This window comes from Rhizobium sp. BT-226, assembly GCF_025847085.2.
GTDB lineage: Bacteria > Pseudomonadota > Alphaproteobacteria > Rhizobiales > Rhizobiaceae > Rhizobium > Rhizobium sophorae.
Window position 1 is genome coordinate 84194 of record NZ_JAOYTI010000002.1, and the last position, 15278, is coordinate 99471.

Genomic DNA, 15278 nt, shown 5'->3' on the forward strand with positions numbered 1-15278 from the left:
GTGAGCAGGATACCGCGCGACAGAACGAACCCTGCGGGCAAGCGTCCGGGCAAGACCGGCCGCGCCGGTAAGGATGCTCCCGCCGTCGAGCCGCTGAACATCGTCCACGGCGCGCTGCCTTCGCGCGAGGTGATCCTGCGCTTCATCGCCGATCATCCGCAGAAAGCGTCCAAACGCGAACTCGCCAAGGCTTTCGGCCTGAAGGGCGACAACCGCGTCGAGCTCAAGCACATGCTGCAGGAGCTCGAGCAGGAAGGCATGCTGCAGAAGAACCGCAAGTCGCTGATCCGGCCCGGTGCGCTGCCGCCTGTCACCGTTCTCGATATCACCACGCGCGACAAGGATGGCGATCTGATCGGCCGGCCGGCGGAATGGCCCGAGGACCAGGGCGTCGCACCCGCCGTCGCCATCCGCCAGCAATCGCCCGCAGGCCGCCAAGGCAAGGGCAAGGCGCCCGTCGCCGGTCTCGGCGACCGCATCCTGGCGAAGATCTTCCCGGCTGTCGATCGCGGCGGACCGGCCTATACGGCGCGGATCATCAAGGTGATCGACAGGCGCCGCGGCGCCTCGATGGGCGTTTTCCGCACGGCGCCGGGCGGCGGCGGCCGGCTGCTGCCGATCGAGCGGCGCGGCGAGGAGATGGTGATTGATCCCGACTTCACCGGCGGCGCCACGGACGGCGACCTGGTCGAAGTCGAAATCGCCCGTCTCGGCCGTTTCGGCCTGCCGCGCGCCAAGGTGCTTTCCGTCGTCGGCTCCGTCGGTTCGGAAAAGGCGATCTCGATGATCGCGATCCATGCGCACGGCATCCCGCATGTCTTCCCGCCGGCCGTTATCGCCGAGGCGGAGGCCGCAAGGCCCGCCAGCATGTCGCATCGCGAGGATTGGCGCGACGTCCCGCTGATCACCATCGACCCCGCCGATGCCAAGGACCATGACGACGCCGTCTATGCCGAGCCCGATCCCTCGCCCGACAATCCCGGCGGCGTCCTCGTCACCGTCGCGATCGCCGACGTCTCCTGGTATGTCCGCCCCAATTCACCGCTCGACCGCGAGGCGCTGAAGCGCGGCAACTCGGTCTATTTCCCTGATCGTGTCGTGCCGATGCTGCCGGAGCGCATCTCAAACGATCTCTGCTCGCTGAAAGAAGGTGTCGACCGCCCGGCGCTTGCGGTGCGCATGAGCTTTTCCGGCGAAGGCCGCAAGATCGGCCATACTTTCCATCGCATCATGATGAAGAGCGCCGCCAAGCTCTCCTACCAGCAGGCGCAGGCAGCCATCGACGGGAAACCGGACGATCAGACCGGACCGATGCTCGAGCCGATCCTGAAGCCGCTCTGGCACGCCTATGAGGTGATGAAGCGCGGACGCGATCGGCGCCAGCCGCTGGAACTCGATATGCCGGAGCGCAAGATCCTGCTGAAGCCCGACGGCACGGTCGATCGGGTCGTCGTGCCGCCGCGGCTCGATGCGCATAAGCTGATCGAAGAGATGATGATCCAGGCGAACGTCTGCGCCGCCGAGACGCTGGAAAAGAAGCGCCAGCCGCTGATCTACCGCATCCATGACGGCCCGACGCTCGCTAAGCAGGAGATCCTGCGCGAGTTCCTGGCCACGCTCGGCATCTCGCTTGCCAAGGGCGGCAACATGCGCGCCAACAACTTCAACGGCATTCTTGCGAAGGCGGACGGCACGCCGCACCAGACCATGGTGAGCGAGATGGTGCTGCGTTCGCAGAGCCAGGCGATCTACGGCCCGGAGAATATCGGCCATTTCGGCCTCAACCTGATGAAATACGCCCACTTCACCTCGCCGATCCGCCGTTATGCCGATCTCATCGTGCATCGCGCCCTCGTCGGCTCGCTCGGTTTCGGCGAAGGTGGTATCACACCCGACGAAGAGGCGGCGCTCGACGATATCGCCGCCGAAATCTCGACCTTCGAGCGCCGGGCCATGGCAGCCGAGCGCGAGACCGTCGACCGGCTGATCGCGCATCACCTCAGCGGCCGTGTCGGCGAGGAATTTGCCGGGCGGGTCTCGGGCGTGACGAAATCGGGGCTATTTGTCACACTGCCGGACTATGGCGCCGACGGTTTCGTCCCTATATCTACGCTCGGCAGCGATTATTTCATCTATGACGAGGCGCATCAGGCACTCTCGGGTGAACGAACAGGGCTCGGCTATCGCCTGGGCGATAGCGTCACCGTGAAACTTGCCGAAGCGATCCCGCTTGCCGGTGCACTGCGTTTTGAGATGATCAGCGAGGGCCGCGAAATGCCGGCGGCGGTGCGTTCCTTCCACAAGGCGGGCCGCCGCGACAGGGGCCAGGTCCGCAAGAAGCCCGGAACGAGGCCGCCGCGCGGACGGCACTAAAGCGCGTCGCAATCTTTCAGATTGGCTCTCCCGCGTTTAGGTCCTTGTTTTTACGCATGTCGTTATCGCAAACCGCTGCACAGTTTTGCGCGACATGCTTTAGATCCGAAGAGGAGCATGCGATGAGCACACCGACCGATCCGGCCGCCCGCTACGGCGATACGCCCGAGGTCGAGCGTCCGCTTGGGCGCTCCATCATGCGCGGGTTGATGAACCGCTGCCCGGCCTGCGGCAACGGCAAGCTCTTTCGTGCCTTCCTGAAGCCGGTCGATCATTGTGCGGCCTGCGGCGAGGCGATGCATCATCAACGCGCCGACGACCTGCCGCCCTATATCGTCATCCTGGTCCTCGGCCACGTCGTGGTCGGCGGTTATATGCTGACCGACATGACCTTCGTGCTGCCGGTCTGGGTCCATCTGGCCATCTGGGCGCCGATCACCGTCATCACCGCTGTCGCCTCCATCCAGCCGATCAAAGGCGGGGTCATCGGTCTGCAATGGGCGCTGCGCATGCACGGCTTCGGCGGCGAGAGTGACGGTCCGGATGATTACGACATCCCCGGCCGGCCGAATTAGAGCATGTCGCGCAAAAGTGTGCAGCGGTTTTGCGATAACGACATGCGTAAAAACAAAGACCTAAAGCGCGAGGAGCGAATCTGAAAGATCGCGACGCGCTTTAGCGCCTTCACCTTCCAGACATATTTAGCGTGTAGTGCCAGCCCTCCACCGACCACCACCACCCGAATGCGGGAGCCAACGATCCTCAAGACCTGACATGGTAAGCATTTCTTGCCCGAACGGGCTTTACATTCCGCAGATGGTCACTCACATCGGAAATACTGCGAAGCGGCATCCGTCACCTGGATTTGGCACGTCTGTGTCTATCTATCTGACGGGATCGGCCGATTCGTTCGCGCACCTCTCTAAGGATGGATAAATGTCTCAGCCGAGAACCGGCACACCGGGCGATGTCGAAGAAATCCATTGGCCTTCTCTGGTGGCAGCCGTCTCGTCCATATCAGCCGTTGGCATAGCAATCGGCCTCGGTCTGCCCCTCCTCAGCATCATCCTCGAAAAACGCGGCATCTCGTCCACCCTGATCGGGCTCAACACGGCAATGGCCGGGGTCGCGGCGATGGCAGCCGCACCGATCACCACCAAGCTCGCCCATAAATACGGCGTGGCGCCGACAATGATCTGGGCCGTGCTGATTTCGGCGCTGAGCGCGCTGGGTTTCTATTACGCCCAGGATTTCTGGATGTGGTTTCCGCTGCGTTTCGCCTTCCATGGCGCGACGACGACGCTGTTCATCCTCTCCGAATTCTGGATCAACGCCGCTTCGCCGCCCTCCAAGCGTGGCTTCGTGCTCGGCATCTATGCGACGGTGCTTTCCCTTGGCTTCGCGGCCGGACCACTGCTCTTTTCGATCCTCGGCAGCGACGGCATCTTCCCCTTCCTGATCGGCGCCGGCGCGATCCTGCTGGCCGCCATCCCGATCTTCATCGCCCGCGACGAAAGCCCGGTGCTCGAGGAAAAACCGGAGCTGCATTTCATGCGCTACGTTTTCCTGGTGCCGACGGCGACGGCGGCGGTCTTCATCTTCGGCGCGGTCGAAGCGGGCGGGCTGTCGCTTTTCCCGATCTTTGCCGTGCGTGCCCATTTCACCGAATCGCAGGCCGCACTTCTGCTCACCATGATGGGCGTCGGCAACGTCATCTTTCAGATCCCGCTCGGTCTGCTTTCCGACCGCATCGGCGACAAGCGGCCACTGCTGGCCGGTATGGCACTGATGGGGTTCATCGGCTCGATGATGTTGCCGTTGCTGCTCGACAACTGGCTGCTGATGGCCGGGCTCCTGCTTTTCTGGGGTGGCTGCGTCTCAGGCCTCTATACGGTCGGCCTCAGCCATCTCGGCTCGCGGCTGACGGGCTCCGATCTTGCGGCGGCCAATGCCGCCTTCGTCTTCTGTTATGCGATGGGAACCGTGGCCGGGCCGCAGGCGATCGGCGCGGCGATCGACGTCGCTGGAAATAACGGTTTTGCCTGGGCGATTGCCGCGTTCTTCGGCCTCTACGCCCTTCTTTCAGGCATCAGACTGATGTTCATTCGAAAACGGGCTTGACTTTTCGGGCGGGATTCGTAGTTTCGCGCCAGGATTTGCCGTGGAGCCCATCCGGCTTCCACGGCTTTCATTTTCTTAAAGGCAGGACGACCATGGCCAAGGCTACAACAATCAAGATCAAGCTGCTGTCGACGGCCGACACCGGTTTCTTCTACGTCACCACGAAGAACAGCCGCACGATGACGGACAAGATGACGAAGACGAAGTACGACCCGGTTGCGAAGAAGCATGTCGAGTTCAAGGAAACCAAGATCAAGTAATCACTTGGCCTGACGGATTTCAAAAAACGCGCGCCTTCGGGTTGCGCGTTTTTTATTGCCCGGCTTTGTGGGTTTAAAGATGATAGCGCAAACAGACAAAACGCCGCCCTTCCATCTTCGGGAAGTGGCGGCGTTTTCGTGAAAGGGGGTCGGCCAGCATGCAAAACGGCACGAGGAACCGCTATAACTTGCCTACTAGCCGACCGACCCCACGACCCAGGAGATGCGGCGGACCTGAGCATCATGGGGTATCGACAACTCCTCAACGGGAGCGCTTCTCTTATGAGCCGATAATTTGCGCAAAAATGAAAGAAAATCAACAAATTCTTAATGATGAATTTTCTGATCTTGATTCTATGGTTAAAAGTCCAGATTCGGGACATACAAAGATTTATCGGCTCTGCTTGAACGCGAAGCGTAGCGCTTCGCCCTTCGAAGAAATTCGACAATATAGCTTAACAACTTACGCCTCCCCTCCCCTTACGTGAGGTGACGTCGCCGCAATCTATTTGACCGTGTTGGCGGCAGGCATTTTTTTATAGTTTTCATTTCATGTTGAGCTACGGCCCGACACTCTCAAGACTATCGCGCGGCAAAACATCCGCAGCAACGCGGCGAGTCCATTTTTGGGCTATTGAGTTGCGAAATTGTCACCCCGCATTGCACAGGCGAAAATTAAAAATCGGTAACAATTCGCTTGCCGCAGTGGAAAACCTGCAAATGGCGCCCATGGCGGCAAGTGATTCGTTATGCGGCCGCGGCAACCACACGGTTTCGGCCGGTATTCTTGGCTTCGTAAAGGGCGAGATCCGCCTGTTTCATCAGCTGGTCCGGGGTCAGTACAGACGCAATACGCGAAGCGATGCCGAAGGAAGCAGTGACGTTCAGCGCCTCCCCGGCGTGTTTCAGCATGAAGGGAGCGTTTTCGATCGCTGCACGAAGGCGCTCGGCGACGGCGGCGGCAATTTCCGGCGAGGTGTCGGGCATCACGACGACGAATTCCTCTCCGCCGTAGCGGCAGGCGAGATCGGCGCCGCGGATGGTCGAACGGACGCGATTTGAAAATTCCCGCAACACCTCGTCGCCGCCGTCATGGCCGTAGGTGTCGTTCACATGCTTGAAGCGGTCGATATCGGTGATCAGCACCGAAAGCGGCCGGCCACGCGCCATCGAACGGTTGAAGAGCACGTTCAGGTGATTGTCGAGATAGCGCCGGTTATAAAGGCCGGTCAGAGGATCGGTCACGGCAAGCTCGATCGTCTGCTTGACGCTGGCGCGCAGGCGGTCGTTATAGCGCTTGCGGCGGATCTGCGTCAGGCTGCGGGCAACCAGTTCGTTAGGATCGACCGGGCGGATGATGTAGTCGTTGACGCCGAGATCGAGCGCGCGCACGACCATGTCGTCAGCGCCCTGCTCGGTGATGATCAGGATCGGCAGGAAGCGCGTGCGCTCCAGCGAGCGCAGCTGCGAGCAGAGGCGAAGCGGATCGTAATCGTCGAAGTTGGCGTTGACGATAACGAGATCGAACGCGCTTTCGGCCGCCTCGAACAGGGCGGCCTGCGGATCGGAGAGGGCAAGTACGTCGGCGACCGGCTTCAGCGCCTTGATGATGCGCTCCTGCGAATTGGCGCGGCCGTCGACGAGCAGGACCTGAGCGGTCTCGTCGGCGCGGCCCTCGCCTGCCCGTGTGAGATCGTCGATGCCCATCGTATGGGCGGTGTCGGCGCGAATGCGCAGCTCATCGCTCAACGTCTTCAGCCGCAGCAGGCTCTTCACCCGGGAGATCAGCTGCAGATCGTTGACCGGCTTGGTGAGAAAATCGTCAGCGCCGGCCTTCAGGCCGCGTACGCGATCGGTTGGCTGGTCGAGTGCGGTGACCATGACGACGGGAATGTGGGCGGTCTTCTGGCTGGCCTTCAGACGCTCGCAGACCTCGAAACCGTCTATGCCGGGCATCATGATGTCGAGCAGGATGAGATCGACCTGGTTGCGCTCGCAGATCGCCAGTGCCGTGTAGCCGTCGGCTGCGGTCATCACGTCGAAATACTCCGCAAGCAGCCGCGCTTCGAGCAGCTTCACGTTGGCCGGAATATCGTCAACCACCAGTATTCGCGCAGTCATCAGCGTCTTTCCGATGCGTCAGGCATCGCCCAGATAGGTCTTGATCGTCTCGATGAATTTCGGAACCGAGATCGGCTTGGAAACATAGGCCTCGCAGCCGCCCTGGCGGATCCGCTCCTCGTCGCCCTTCATCGCGAAAGCCGTAACGGCGATGACGGGAATCACGTGCAGCTCGTCGTCTTCCTTCAGCCATTTGGTGACTTCGAGGCCGGAGACCTCGGGAAGCTGAATATCCATCAGGATGAGGTCGGGGCGATGCTTGCGCGCCAGATCGAGCGCCTCCATACCGTTTCGGGTCTGGATCGTCGTATAACCGGACGCCTCGATGAGGTCGCGAAAGAGCTTCATGTTGAGCTCGTTATCTTCTACAATCATCACCTGTTTGGGCATGACAAGCTGTCCCTACGTCCGTTCGCGCAGCGGTTCGTCCCATAAGAAAGGCACATGCGGACAAAAGCTGCGTGAAACCGATAGCGCACGCTACCGATATTTGGTTGAAGAAAAGGTAACTTACCCAGCGAAATGCAAAGCAACTTCAAGACTTCGAAACAACAGGCAGCCGACCCGCACGAGACAGCGATCGCCGTGCTCGGCTGGCTTGCCGACGATCCGGACATGTTCGGCCGCTTCCTCGCCCTGACCGGGGTGGCGCCCGGCCAGGTCCGCAACGCCGTCAACGATCCCGGATTCCTCGCCGGCATGATGGATTTCCTGATGAACCACGAACCGACGGCCATGGCCTTCTGCGCGGCGAGCGGAATCAGCCCGGAGACCGTGACGGCGGCCTGGCGGCATTTCTCTTCACCGGGCCTCGATTCCGGAGAATACTGACCGTGACCTCCGGGGAACTCGACATCTCGCATATCCGCCTCGGCGAACGGCCGTTGATCGTCTGCGACGTCGACGACGTCGTGCTGCAGTTCATCGGTCCCTTCCAGCTTTTCCTTCAGAGCCAGGGCCACGCGTTTTTGCCGCGATCGTTCCGGCTGCACGGCAACATCGTCTCGCAAGCCGACGGCGTGGAGATCGAGGATCAAGAGGTCAGCCGGCTGATCGAGGAATTCTTCGAGGCACAAGAGCTGTGGCAGACGCCGCTCGACCGCGTCGTCGAAACGCTCGACCGGCTTTCGGAGGAGGCCGATATCCTTTTCCTGACGGCCATGCGGCCGCGGTTCCAGGACCAGCGCCGTCGCCTGCTCGACAGGATGGGCCTGCTCTTTCCGCTGCTTGCCACCGAACAACCCAAAGGGCCGATCGTTCACGCATTGCATGCCAGCCGCTCCCTTCCCGTCGTCTTCATTGATGATATGGCGCGCAATCTGCATTCCGTCAGGGATCACGTCGCCGATTGCCTGCTGATTCATCTGATGCCGAACTCGCCCGTCCACCGTTTCGCACCGGCGGCCGCCGACGACATCACTCGCGCCACCGACTGGACGCATGCGGCCGAACTGATCAAGGCGCATTTTGTTTCCGGCACCTTCACGCGCGCAGTTCCAGCCGCATGAGCGGACGGCCGTCCTTGCGCCGGGCTACCGTCTCGAAACCGGCGGCATCGAAGATCGCCGTCGAGCCGATGCAGAGCGTCACGGATTTCGACTGCTTCACATGATCGATCGGACAGGCTTCGAGCAGCCGCGCTCCCTGGCGCCGCGCATGGTCGATCGCGCCGGCGAGCAGACGATGGCCCATTCCCTTGCTGCGCAGTTTGGGCAGCAGGAAGAAGCAGCTGACGGCCCAGACGGACGGATCATGCGCATCGCCCTCTTCCAGTGGCCGCGAGACGGTGCGCGGCGAATTGAACTGTGGCACGTCGTAGCGTGGCCCGACCTGCACCCAGGCGACCGGCGCGCCGTCGGCATAACAGAGGATGCCAGGCGGCGGCCCCGCCTTGATCCGGCCCCGCATATGCGCCTTGCGTTCGTCGGCCGCCATCTTGGTCCTCACTGCATGTGGCAGGCGCAACGTGACGCACCAGCAGTTATAGAAGCCACCCTGCGGCCCGAACAAGGTTTCGAAGTCATCCCAGCGTTCTGGCGTTACCGGCTCGAAACGAAGATCGTTATCCAAAGGCAAAGCTTCCACCCTATCTTGTGACTCGGAAGCTTAAGGCGTAACCTCACAATGTTCAATCTTTGTTCCCATGATGACGCCCACGCCTGACAAGACACCCGGCTTCTGTCGCGACTGCCTTGCCGAGCAGAAGGGCGAGGCGCGCCGCTGCGTTTCCTGCGGCAGCCCGCGCCTCGTGCGCCATCGCGAACTCTACGCGCTGACGCTCGCCCATATCGACTGCGACGCCTTCTACGCAGCCGTCGAGAAACGCGACAATCCCGAGCTTGCCGACAAGCCTGTCATTATCGGCGGCGGCAAACGCGGCGTCGTCTCCACCGCCTGCTATATCGCCCGTATCCATGGCGTGCGGTCGGCCATGCCGATGTTCAAGGCGCTGGAAGCATGCCCTCAAGCGATCGTCATCCGCCCCGACATGGAGAAATATGGCCGGGTCGGACGGCAGGTGCGAGCCATGATGCAGGATCTGACGCCGCTGGTGCAGCCGCTATCGATCGACGAGGCCTTCCTGGAGCTCGGCGGTACCCAGAGGCTGCATCACGATCCGCCGGCGCGCACGCTCGCCAAATTCGCCCGTCGCATCGAAAGGGAGATCGGGATCACCGTTTCGGTCGGGCTTTCCTATTGCAAATTTCTCGCCAAAGTCGCCTCCGATCTGCAGAAACCACGCGGCTTTTCGGTCATCGGCCGCGAGGAAGCCGTCGAGTTCCTGGCACCGCGTCCCGTGACCACGATCTGGGGCGTCGGCAAGGCCTTTGCAGCGACGCTGGAGGCGGACGGCATCCGCACCATCGGCCAGTTGCAGCAGATGGAGGAAAACGACCTGATGCGCCGCTACGGCAGTATCGGCCAGCGGCTCGCACGGCTGTCGCGCGGCATCGACGACCGCGAAGTGCATCTCAATGATGCCGCCAAGAGCGTTTCGTCCGAGACGACCTTCTTCGATGACATATCGCGCTACGACGATCTGGTGCCGATCCTGCGCAACCTCTCCGAAAAGGTCTCCTGGCGGCTGAAGAAAAACGGCATTGCCGGCCAGACCGTGGTTCTGAAGATGAAGAGCGCCGATTTCAAATCGCGCACTCGCAACCGCAAGCTCGAAGACCCGACCCAGCTTGCCGACAAGATCTTCCGCACCGGGCTCGAGCTTCTCGAAAAAGAGACGGACGGTACGAAGTTCCGCCTGATCGGCATCGGCGTCACCGATCTCGGCGATGCCGGCCGCGCCGATCCGCCCGATCTCATCGACCAGCAATCGGGCCGGCGGGCGGCGGCCGAAGCGGCGATGGACAAGCTGCGCGACAAGTTCGGCAAGAAGACGGTCGAGACCGGCTACACCTTCGGCAGCAAGCGCGATCACTAAGGCGTGAAACCTGCGGGCGATCCAGCCTATAAAATCTTCGTTAAACTTCGTCCCATAATGTGCCGGACAAGTATTGCGTATGGTTGGGTATCATGTTCTCGCGTCTCGTCTTCGGCCTCGGCTTGCTGTCGGCCACCGCACTCGTGCACCCCGCTCTTGCCGCGGATGCGCGCACGCTGCAGATCATCGTCTCGAAGGACAAGCAGTCGCTTGCGGTCTATGATGGCACCGAGGTCGTCGCGACCTCGAAGGTCTCGACCGGCAAGGACGGCCACACGACGCCGAGCGGCATCTTCTCGGTGCTGGAAAAGCAGAAATACCACGAATCCAATCTCTATTCCAACGCCCCGATGCCGTTCATGCAAAGGCTGACATGGTCAGGCATCGCGCTGCACGAATCCAATTCGGTGCCGCGTTATCCGGCCTCGCATGGCTGCGTGCGCATGCCCGGCGCCTTCGCAAAAATGCTCTATGGCATGACCGACCGCGGTGTACCCGTCATTATCAGCGACGGTGAAGTCGTGCCGCAGCCGATCGACCATCCGACGCTTTTCCATCCGGATGCGCCGGCGGCGATGCCGCTGCTTTCGGATGTCGAACTGCGGCCCTCCATGCCCGACAGCCCCGAGAAGCCGGTGCAGGTGGCGATGAACGATACGACTGCGATGCCGATGCCGGCCGCACCACTGATTGTAACGCCCGAACCTGAGCCGCCGTCCGAGCCAATCAGCATGCTGATCACGCGCCGGACGCTGCGCGAGACGGTGATCGACATCCAGACCCTGCTCAACCAACTCGGCTTTTCCGCCGGCGATCCTGACGGCTTGCTCGGTCCGTCGACCGTGCAGGCAATCAAGGCTTTCAGGGCGCTGCGGCCGACGGAATTTGCCGCCGACAGGAGCCTGGTTTCCGACACGCTCCTCAGCGAAGTCTACGCAGCGGCTGGCAAGGGCGAGCCGCCGAACGGCGTCATCATGGTGCGGCAGGCCTTCAAGCCGATCTTCGAAGCGCCGGTGATGATCGCCGATCCGGGACTGGCGCTCGGCACACATTTCTTCACGCTGCATGCGGTCCATGAAAAGGCCGGCACGGCGGACTGGCTCGGCATTACGCTCGAGAACAATCTTTCCCGCGAAACGATGAAGCGGCTCGGCATCACCAATCAGGAAAGCTCGATCATCACAGGCAAGCCGATCGCCCGTTCGCTCAGCCGGATTACCATCCCTGACGAGACCCGCCGCAAGATCGACGCCCTGATCGCGCCAGGCTCGACGCTAACGATTTCCGATACCGGCCTCGGCCGGGAGACCGGCGAAGGCACGGATTTCATCACAATCACCCGCGGGTGACGCGGGGCTGATCAAACCAGTTCGACGTCGACGACGCCGGGGGCGGCACGAAGGGCGGCGGCGATCTCCGGGGTAATCCGGTATTTCTCCGGCAGCGCTACTTCCACCTCACGTTTGCCCTCCTCCTTGATGACGATGAAGGAGACGAGGCCGTCGCCCTTGGCGTTCAAATGGCCGGCCACCATCCGCAGCGGTCCGGAATCGCGGACATAGACGCGTAGCGCCTTTTGCATCTGCAGTGACTTTTCCTCCAGCGACTGGATCGTCTGGATGCGCAGGCCGATGCCCTCCGGTCGCTCCTCGCCCGTCGCAGTCAGCACGAAGGATTTTCCCGACTCGAGCACATCGCGATACTGGTTCAGCATTTCCGAAAACAGCACCGCTTCGAACTGGCCCGAAGAATCCGAAAAGACGATGATGCCCATCTTGTTGCCGGTGCGGGTCTTGCGCTCCTGCTTCGAGATGACGGTACCGGCAAGGCGCGCATTGGCCGCGCCCTGTTTGATGGCGGCGGAAAACTCGGCAAAGGTCTGCACCCGCATCTTCTGCAGGATGTTGTTGTAGGAATCGAGCGGGTGGGCTGTCAGATAAAAGCCCAGCACCTGGAATTCCTTGAGCAGCCGCTCGGAGGGGAGCCAGGGCGAGAACGGCGGCAGGGAGATCTTCTCAGGCCCCGACGTCAGCGTGCTGCCGAAAATGTCCGACTGGCCGCTCAGCTTGTTCTCCTGGGCGCGCTGGGCATAACCGAGAACACGGTCGAGGCCGGCTGCCAGCTGGGCGCGGTCGATGTCGAAACAATCGAAGGCGCCGGCATAGATCAGGCTTTCGAGCACGCGACGATTGACCTGACGCGGATCGATGCGCAGGCAGAAATCCTCGATGCTGGCGAAGGGTTTGTCGCCACGCACCTCGACGATATGGTCGACGGCGGATTCGCCGACACCCTTGAGGGCGGCGAGCGCGTAATAGATGCGGTTGTCGCCGGTCTCGAAATGGCGGAAAGAGGTTTGCACCGAGGGTGCGATCACCTCGATGCCGAGGCGCTTGGCATCCTGGCGGAAATCATTGACCTTTTCCGTGTTGGACATGTCGAGCGTCATCGAGGCGGCGAGGAATTCGACTGGGTAATGCGCCTTCATATAGGCCGTCTGGTAGGAGACGATGGCGTAGGCGGCGGCATGCGACTTGTTGAAGCCATAATTGGCGAACTTCGCCAGCAGTTCGAAAATATTGTCGGCCTGCGGCTTCGATACGCCATTCTTGACAGCGCCAACGACGAAGCGTTCGCGCTGCTGGTCCATCTCGGCCTTGATCTTCTTGCCCATGGCGCGACGCAACAGGTCGGCTTCGCCCAGCGAATAGCCGGACAGGACCTGGGCGATCTGCATCACCTGCTCCTGGTAGACGATGACGCCTTGCGTTTCCTTGAGCAGGTGGTCGATCATCGGATGGATCGATTCCAGCTCTTCGTCGCCGTGCTTGCGGGCATTGTAGGTCGGGATGTTCTCCATCGGGCCCGGACGGTAGAGCGCCACCAGCGCGATGATGTCCTCGATGCAGTCCGGCTTCATGCCGATCAGCGCCTTGCGCATGCCCGCACTTTCCACCTGGAACACGCCGACCGTCTCGCCGCGCGACAGCATCTCGTAGGTCTTCTTGTCGTCGAGAGGAATGGCTGCGAGATCGACCTTGATACCGAGCTTGGCGACGAAATCGACCGCGACCTTCAGCACCGTCAAAGTCTTCAGGCCGAGGAAGTCGAACTTGACGAGGCCCGCCTGTTCCACCCATTTCATGTTGAATTGAGTGACCGGCATGTCCGAGCGCGGATCGCGATACATCGGCACCAGCTTGGAAAGCGGCCGGTCGCCGATGACGATGCCGGCGGCATGGGTCGAGGCATGGCGGTAAAGCCCCTCGATCTTCTGGGCGATGTCGAGCAGGCGCGCGACAACAGGTTCTTTCGCCGCCTCCTCCTGCAGCTTCGGCTCCTCCTCGATCGCCTTGGACAGCGGCGTCGGATTAGCCGGGTTGTTCGGCACGAGTTTGCAGATCTTGTCGACCTGGCCGTAGGGCATCTCCAGCACGCGGCCGACGTCGCGAAGGGCGGCGCGCGCCTGCAGCGAACCGAAGGTAATGATCTGCGCCACCTGCTCGCGGCCATACTTGGCCTGGACGTAGCGGATCACCTCTTCGCGGCGGTCCTGGCAGAAGTCGATGTCGAAGTCGGGCATGGAGACGCGTTCCGGATTGAGGAAGCGCTCGAAGAGCAGCGAAAAACGCAAGGGATCGACATCGGTGATCGTCAAGGCATAGGCGACCAGCGAGCCGGCGCCCGAACCGCGGCCGGGACCGACCGGAATGTCATGCTGCTTGGCCCATTTGATGAAGTCGGCAACGATCAGGAAGTAGCCGGGGAAACGCATGCGCTCGATGACGCTGAGCTCGAAATCCAGCCGTTCGCGATAATCCTTTTCCTCGTAACCCGGCGACATGCCGAGCGTTGCAAGCCGCATGTCCAACCCTTCGACCGCCTGGCGGCGCAGCTCGCTCGCCTCGGCGCGTTCGGCCTCCTCGGCATCGTCGGTCGCACCGGTGAAGCGTGGCAGGATCGGCTTTCGCGTCTTCAGCACGAAGGAGCAGCGCGTGGCGATCTCGATCGTATTTTCCAGCGCTTCCGGCAGGTCGGCGAAAAGCTTGACCATCTCGGCCCGGCTCTTCAGATAGTGATCCGGCGTCAGGCGAAAGCGGCTGTCGTCGGAGACGATGGCGTTGTGCGCGACCGCCATTAGCGCATCATGGGCGTCGTAATCGTCGCGTGTCGGAAAGAAAGCCTCGTTGGTCGCAACCAGCGGCAGGTCGTGGGCATAGGCGAGCCCAATAATCTTCTGTTCGTGCCGCTTGTCGTAAGTGCCGTGCCGCTGCAGCTCGACATAGAGCCTGTCGCCGAAGAGACGCTTCAGCCTGAGCAGCCGGGCTTCGGCCTGAGCGGGATGGCCTTCCTTGATCGCCACGTCGACCGGCCCGGTCAAGGCGCCGCTCAATGCGATCAGCCCTTCCGTGCCTGTCTCCTCCAGCCAGGAGGCGCTGATATGAACGGCCTGGTTGCTTTCGCCGCCGAGATAGGCCCGGCTGACGAGATCGACCAGCCGTTCGTAACCGGCATCCGTCGCGGCGAGAAGAACGATCGAAGGCAGCTTGACCAGGGCCTGCTGGCCGCCGCGCTTTTCCGTTTCCAACCCGTCTCCCATATCGATCGAGACCTGGCAGCCGATGATCGGCTGCAGGCCGTCCTCCATCGCCTTCTGGGAGAATTCCAGCGCAACGAACAGATTGTTGGTGTCGGTAATCGCAATCGCCGGCTGGCTGTCGCCGGTCGCCTTGTAGAGGATCTTCTTCAGCGGCAGGGCGCCCTCGAGAAGCGAATAGGCGGAATGGACCCTCAGGTGGATGAAGCCCGGCGTGCCGCCGGTCGCCTCATCCGTTGAACCCTTTGCCGTATCCGCCATGACATGCCTTCCCAATCACCGAATGAATCGGACGCATTGTCGGCATAGAGGGCGATGATGTCCAGAAGAAGTCCCGCGTCCGGACCGCATGATTGCCATGCGGTCCCCT

Annotated in this window: 12 protein-coding genes; 8 read left to right on the forward strand and 4 right to left on the reverse strand. The window is 61.7% G+C overall.

Annotated features, from left to right (window positions below; translation table 11 throughout):
* From rnr to rpmG, 4 genes are all read left to right on the forward strand, one after another.
* The gene (rnr, locus tag OIU37_RS10540) at nt 1–2373 is read left to right on the forward strand and encodes a ribonuclease R (RefSeq protein ID WP_264257489.1); all 2373 of its coding nucleotides are present in this window, start codon (nt 1–3) and stop codon (nt 2371–2373) included.
* A 122-nt stretch (nt 2374–2495) separates the two neighbouring features.
* A complete protein-coding gene (locus OIU37_RS10545) occupies nt 2496–2948 on the forward strand; it encodes a DUF983 domain-containing protein (RefSeq protein ID WP_264257490.1) in 453 nt (150 codons plus the stop codon).
* Nucleotides 2949–3309: 361 nt separating this feature from the next.
* The gene (locus OIU37_RS10550) at nt 3310–4494 is read left to right on the forward strand and encodes an MFS transporter (RefSeq protein ID WP_180693208.1); all 1185 of its coding nucleotides are present in this window, start codon (nt 3310–3312) and stop codon (nt 4492–4494) included.
* Nucleotides 4495–4586: 92 nt separating this feature from the next.
* A complete protein-coding gene (gene rpmG / locus OIU37_RS10555; protein WP_003547442.1) occupies nt 4587–4754 on the forward strand; it encodes a 50S ribosomal protein L33 in 168 nt (55 codons plus the stop codon).
* A gap of 747 nt (nt 4755–5501) precedes the next feature.
* Here the strand turns inward: rpmG and OIU37_RS10560 are convergent.
* Nucleotides 5502–6875 (reverse strand): PleD family two-component system response regulator, encoded by a 1374-nt coding sequence (locus tag OIU37_RS10560; protein ID WP_171600859.1) that lies wholly within the window; start codon nt 6873–6875, stop codon nt 5502–5504.
* An 18-nt stretch (nt 6876–6893) separates the two neighbouring features.
* On the reverse strand, nt 6894–7265 hold the full coding sequence (locus tag OIU37_RS10565; RefSeq protein WP_003547430.1) for a response regulator: 372 nt from the start codon (nt 7263–7265) through the stop codon (nt 6894–6896).
* Between the two features lie 132 nt (nt 7266–7397).
* Here OIU37_RS10565 and OIU37_RS10570 point away from each other — a divergent pair, with 132 nt between their 5' ends.
* A complete protein-coding gene (locus OIU37_RS10570) occupies nt 7398–7706 on the forward strand; it encodes a DUF3572 domain-containing protein (protein ID WP_221999609.1) in 309 nt (102 codons plus the stop codon).
* A 2-nt stretch (nt 7707–7708) separates the two neighbouring features.
* Nucleotides 7709–8383 (forward strand): hypothetical protein, encoded by a 675-nt coding sequence (locus tag OIU37_RS10575; protein WP_264257491.1) that lies wholly within the window; start codon nt 7709–7711, stop codon nt 8381–8383.
* On the opposite strand, the gene OIU37_RS10580 is transcribed toward OIU37_RS10575, so the two are convergent.
* On the reverse strand, nt 8358–8945 hold the full coding sequence (locus OIU37_RS10580; RefSeq protein WP_264257492.1) for a GNAT family N-acetyltransferase: 588 nt from the start codon (nt 8943–8945) through the stop codon (nt 8358–8360). The two genes, OIU37_RS10575 and OIU37_RS10580, sit on opposite strands and share 26 nt — an antisense overlap.
* Before the next feature lie 76 nt (nt 8946–9021).
* Between OIU37_RS10580 and OIU37_RS10585 the strand changes: the two genes are divergently transcribed.
* Complete coding sequence (locus OIU37_RS10585; RefSeq protein WP_264258459.1) at nt 9022–10311, forward strand: DNA polymerase IV; 1290 nt, start codon at nt 9022–9024, stop codon at nt 10309–10311.
* A gap of 92 nt (nt 10312–10403) precedes the next feature.
* A complete protein-coding gene (locus tag OIU37_RS10590; RefSeq protein WP_171600863.1) occupies nt 10404–11660 on the forward strand; it encodes a L,D-transpeptidase family protein in 1257 nt (418 codons plus the stop codon).
* An 11-nt stretch (nt 11661–11671) separates the two neighbouring features.
* Here the strand turns inward: OIU37_RS10590 and dnaE are convergent, their stop codons facing one another.
* The gene (gene dnaE, locus OIU37_RS10595; protein WP_264257493.1) at nt 11672–15169 is read right to left on the reverse strand and encodes a DNA polymerase III subunit alpha; all 3498 of its coding nucleotides are present in this window, start codon (nt 15167–15169) and stop codon (nt 11672–11674) included.
* Between the last annotated feature and the right edge of the window lie 109 nt (nt 15170–15278).

What these genes read in the sequence shown, in the direction of transcription:
- OIU37_RS10560 (WP_171600859.1), bottom strand. Translation starts at nt 6,875, where the DNA reads ATGACTGCGCGAATACTGGTGGTTGACGATATTCCGGCCAACGTGAAG.
- rpmG (WP_003547442.1), top strand. Translation starts at nt 4,587, where the DNA reads ATGGCCAAGGCTACAACAATCAAGATCAAGCTGCTGTCGACGGCCGAC.
- OIU37_RS10565 (WP_003547430.1), bottom strand. Translation starts at nt 7,265, where the DNA reads ATGCCCAAACAGGTGATGATTGTAGAAGATAACGAGCTCAACATGAAG.
- OIU37_RS10550 (WP_180693208.1), top strand. Translation starts at nt 3,310, where the DNA reads ATGTCTCAGCCGAGAACCGGCACACCGGGCGATGTCGAAGAAATCCAT.
- OIU37_RS10545 (WP_264257490.1), top strand. Translation starts at nt 2,496, where the DNA reads ATGAGCACACCGACCGATCCGGCCGCCCGCTACGGCGATACGCCCGAG.
- OIU37_RS10570 (WP_221999609.1), top strand. Translation starts at nt 7,398, where the DNA reads ATGCAAAGCAACTTCAAGACTTCGAAACAACAGGCAGCCGACCCGCAC.
- OIU37_RS10590 (WP_171600863.1), top strand. Translation starts at nt 10,404, where the DNA reads ATGTTCTCGCGTCTCGTCTTCGGCCTCGGCTTGCTGTCGGCCACCGCA.
- OIU37_RS10585 (WP_264258459.1), top strand. Translation starts at nt 9,022, where the DNA reads ATGACGCCCACGCCTGACAAGACACCCGGCTTCTGTCGCGACTGCCTT.
- dnaE (WP_264257493.1), bottom strand. Translation starts at nt 15,169, where the DNA reads ATGGCGGATACGGCAAAGGGTTCAACGGATGAGGCGACCGGCGGCACG.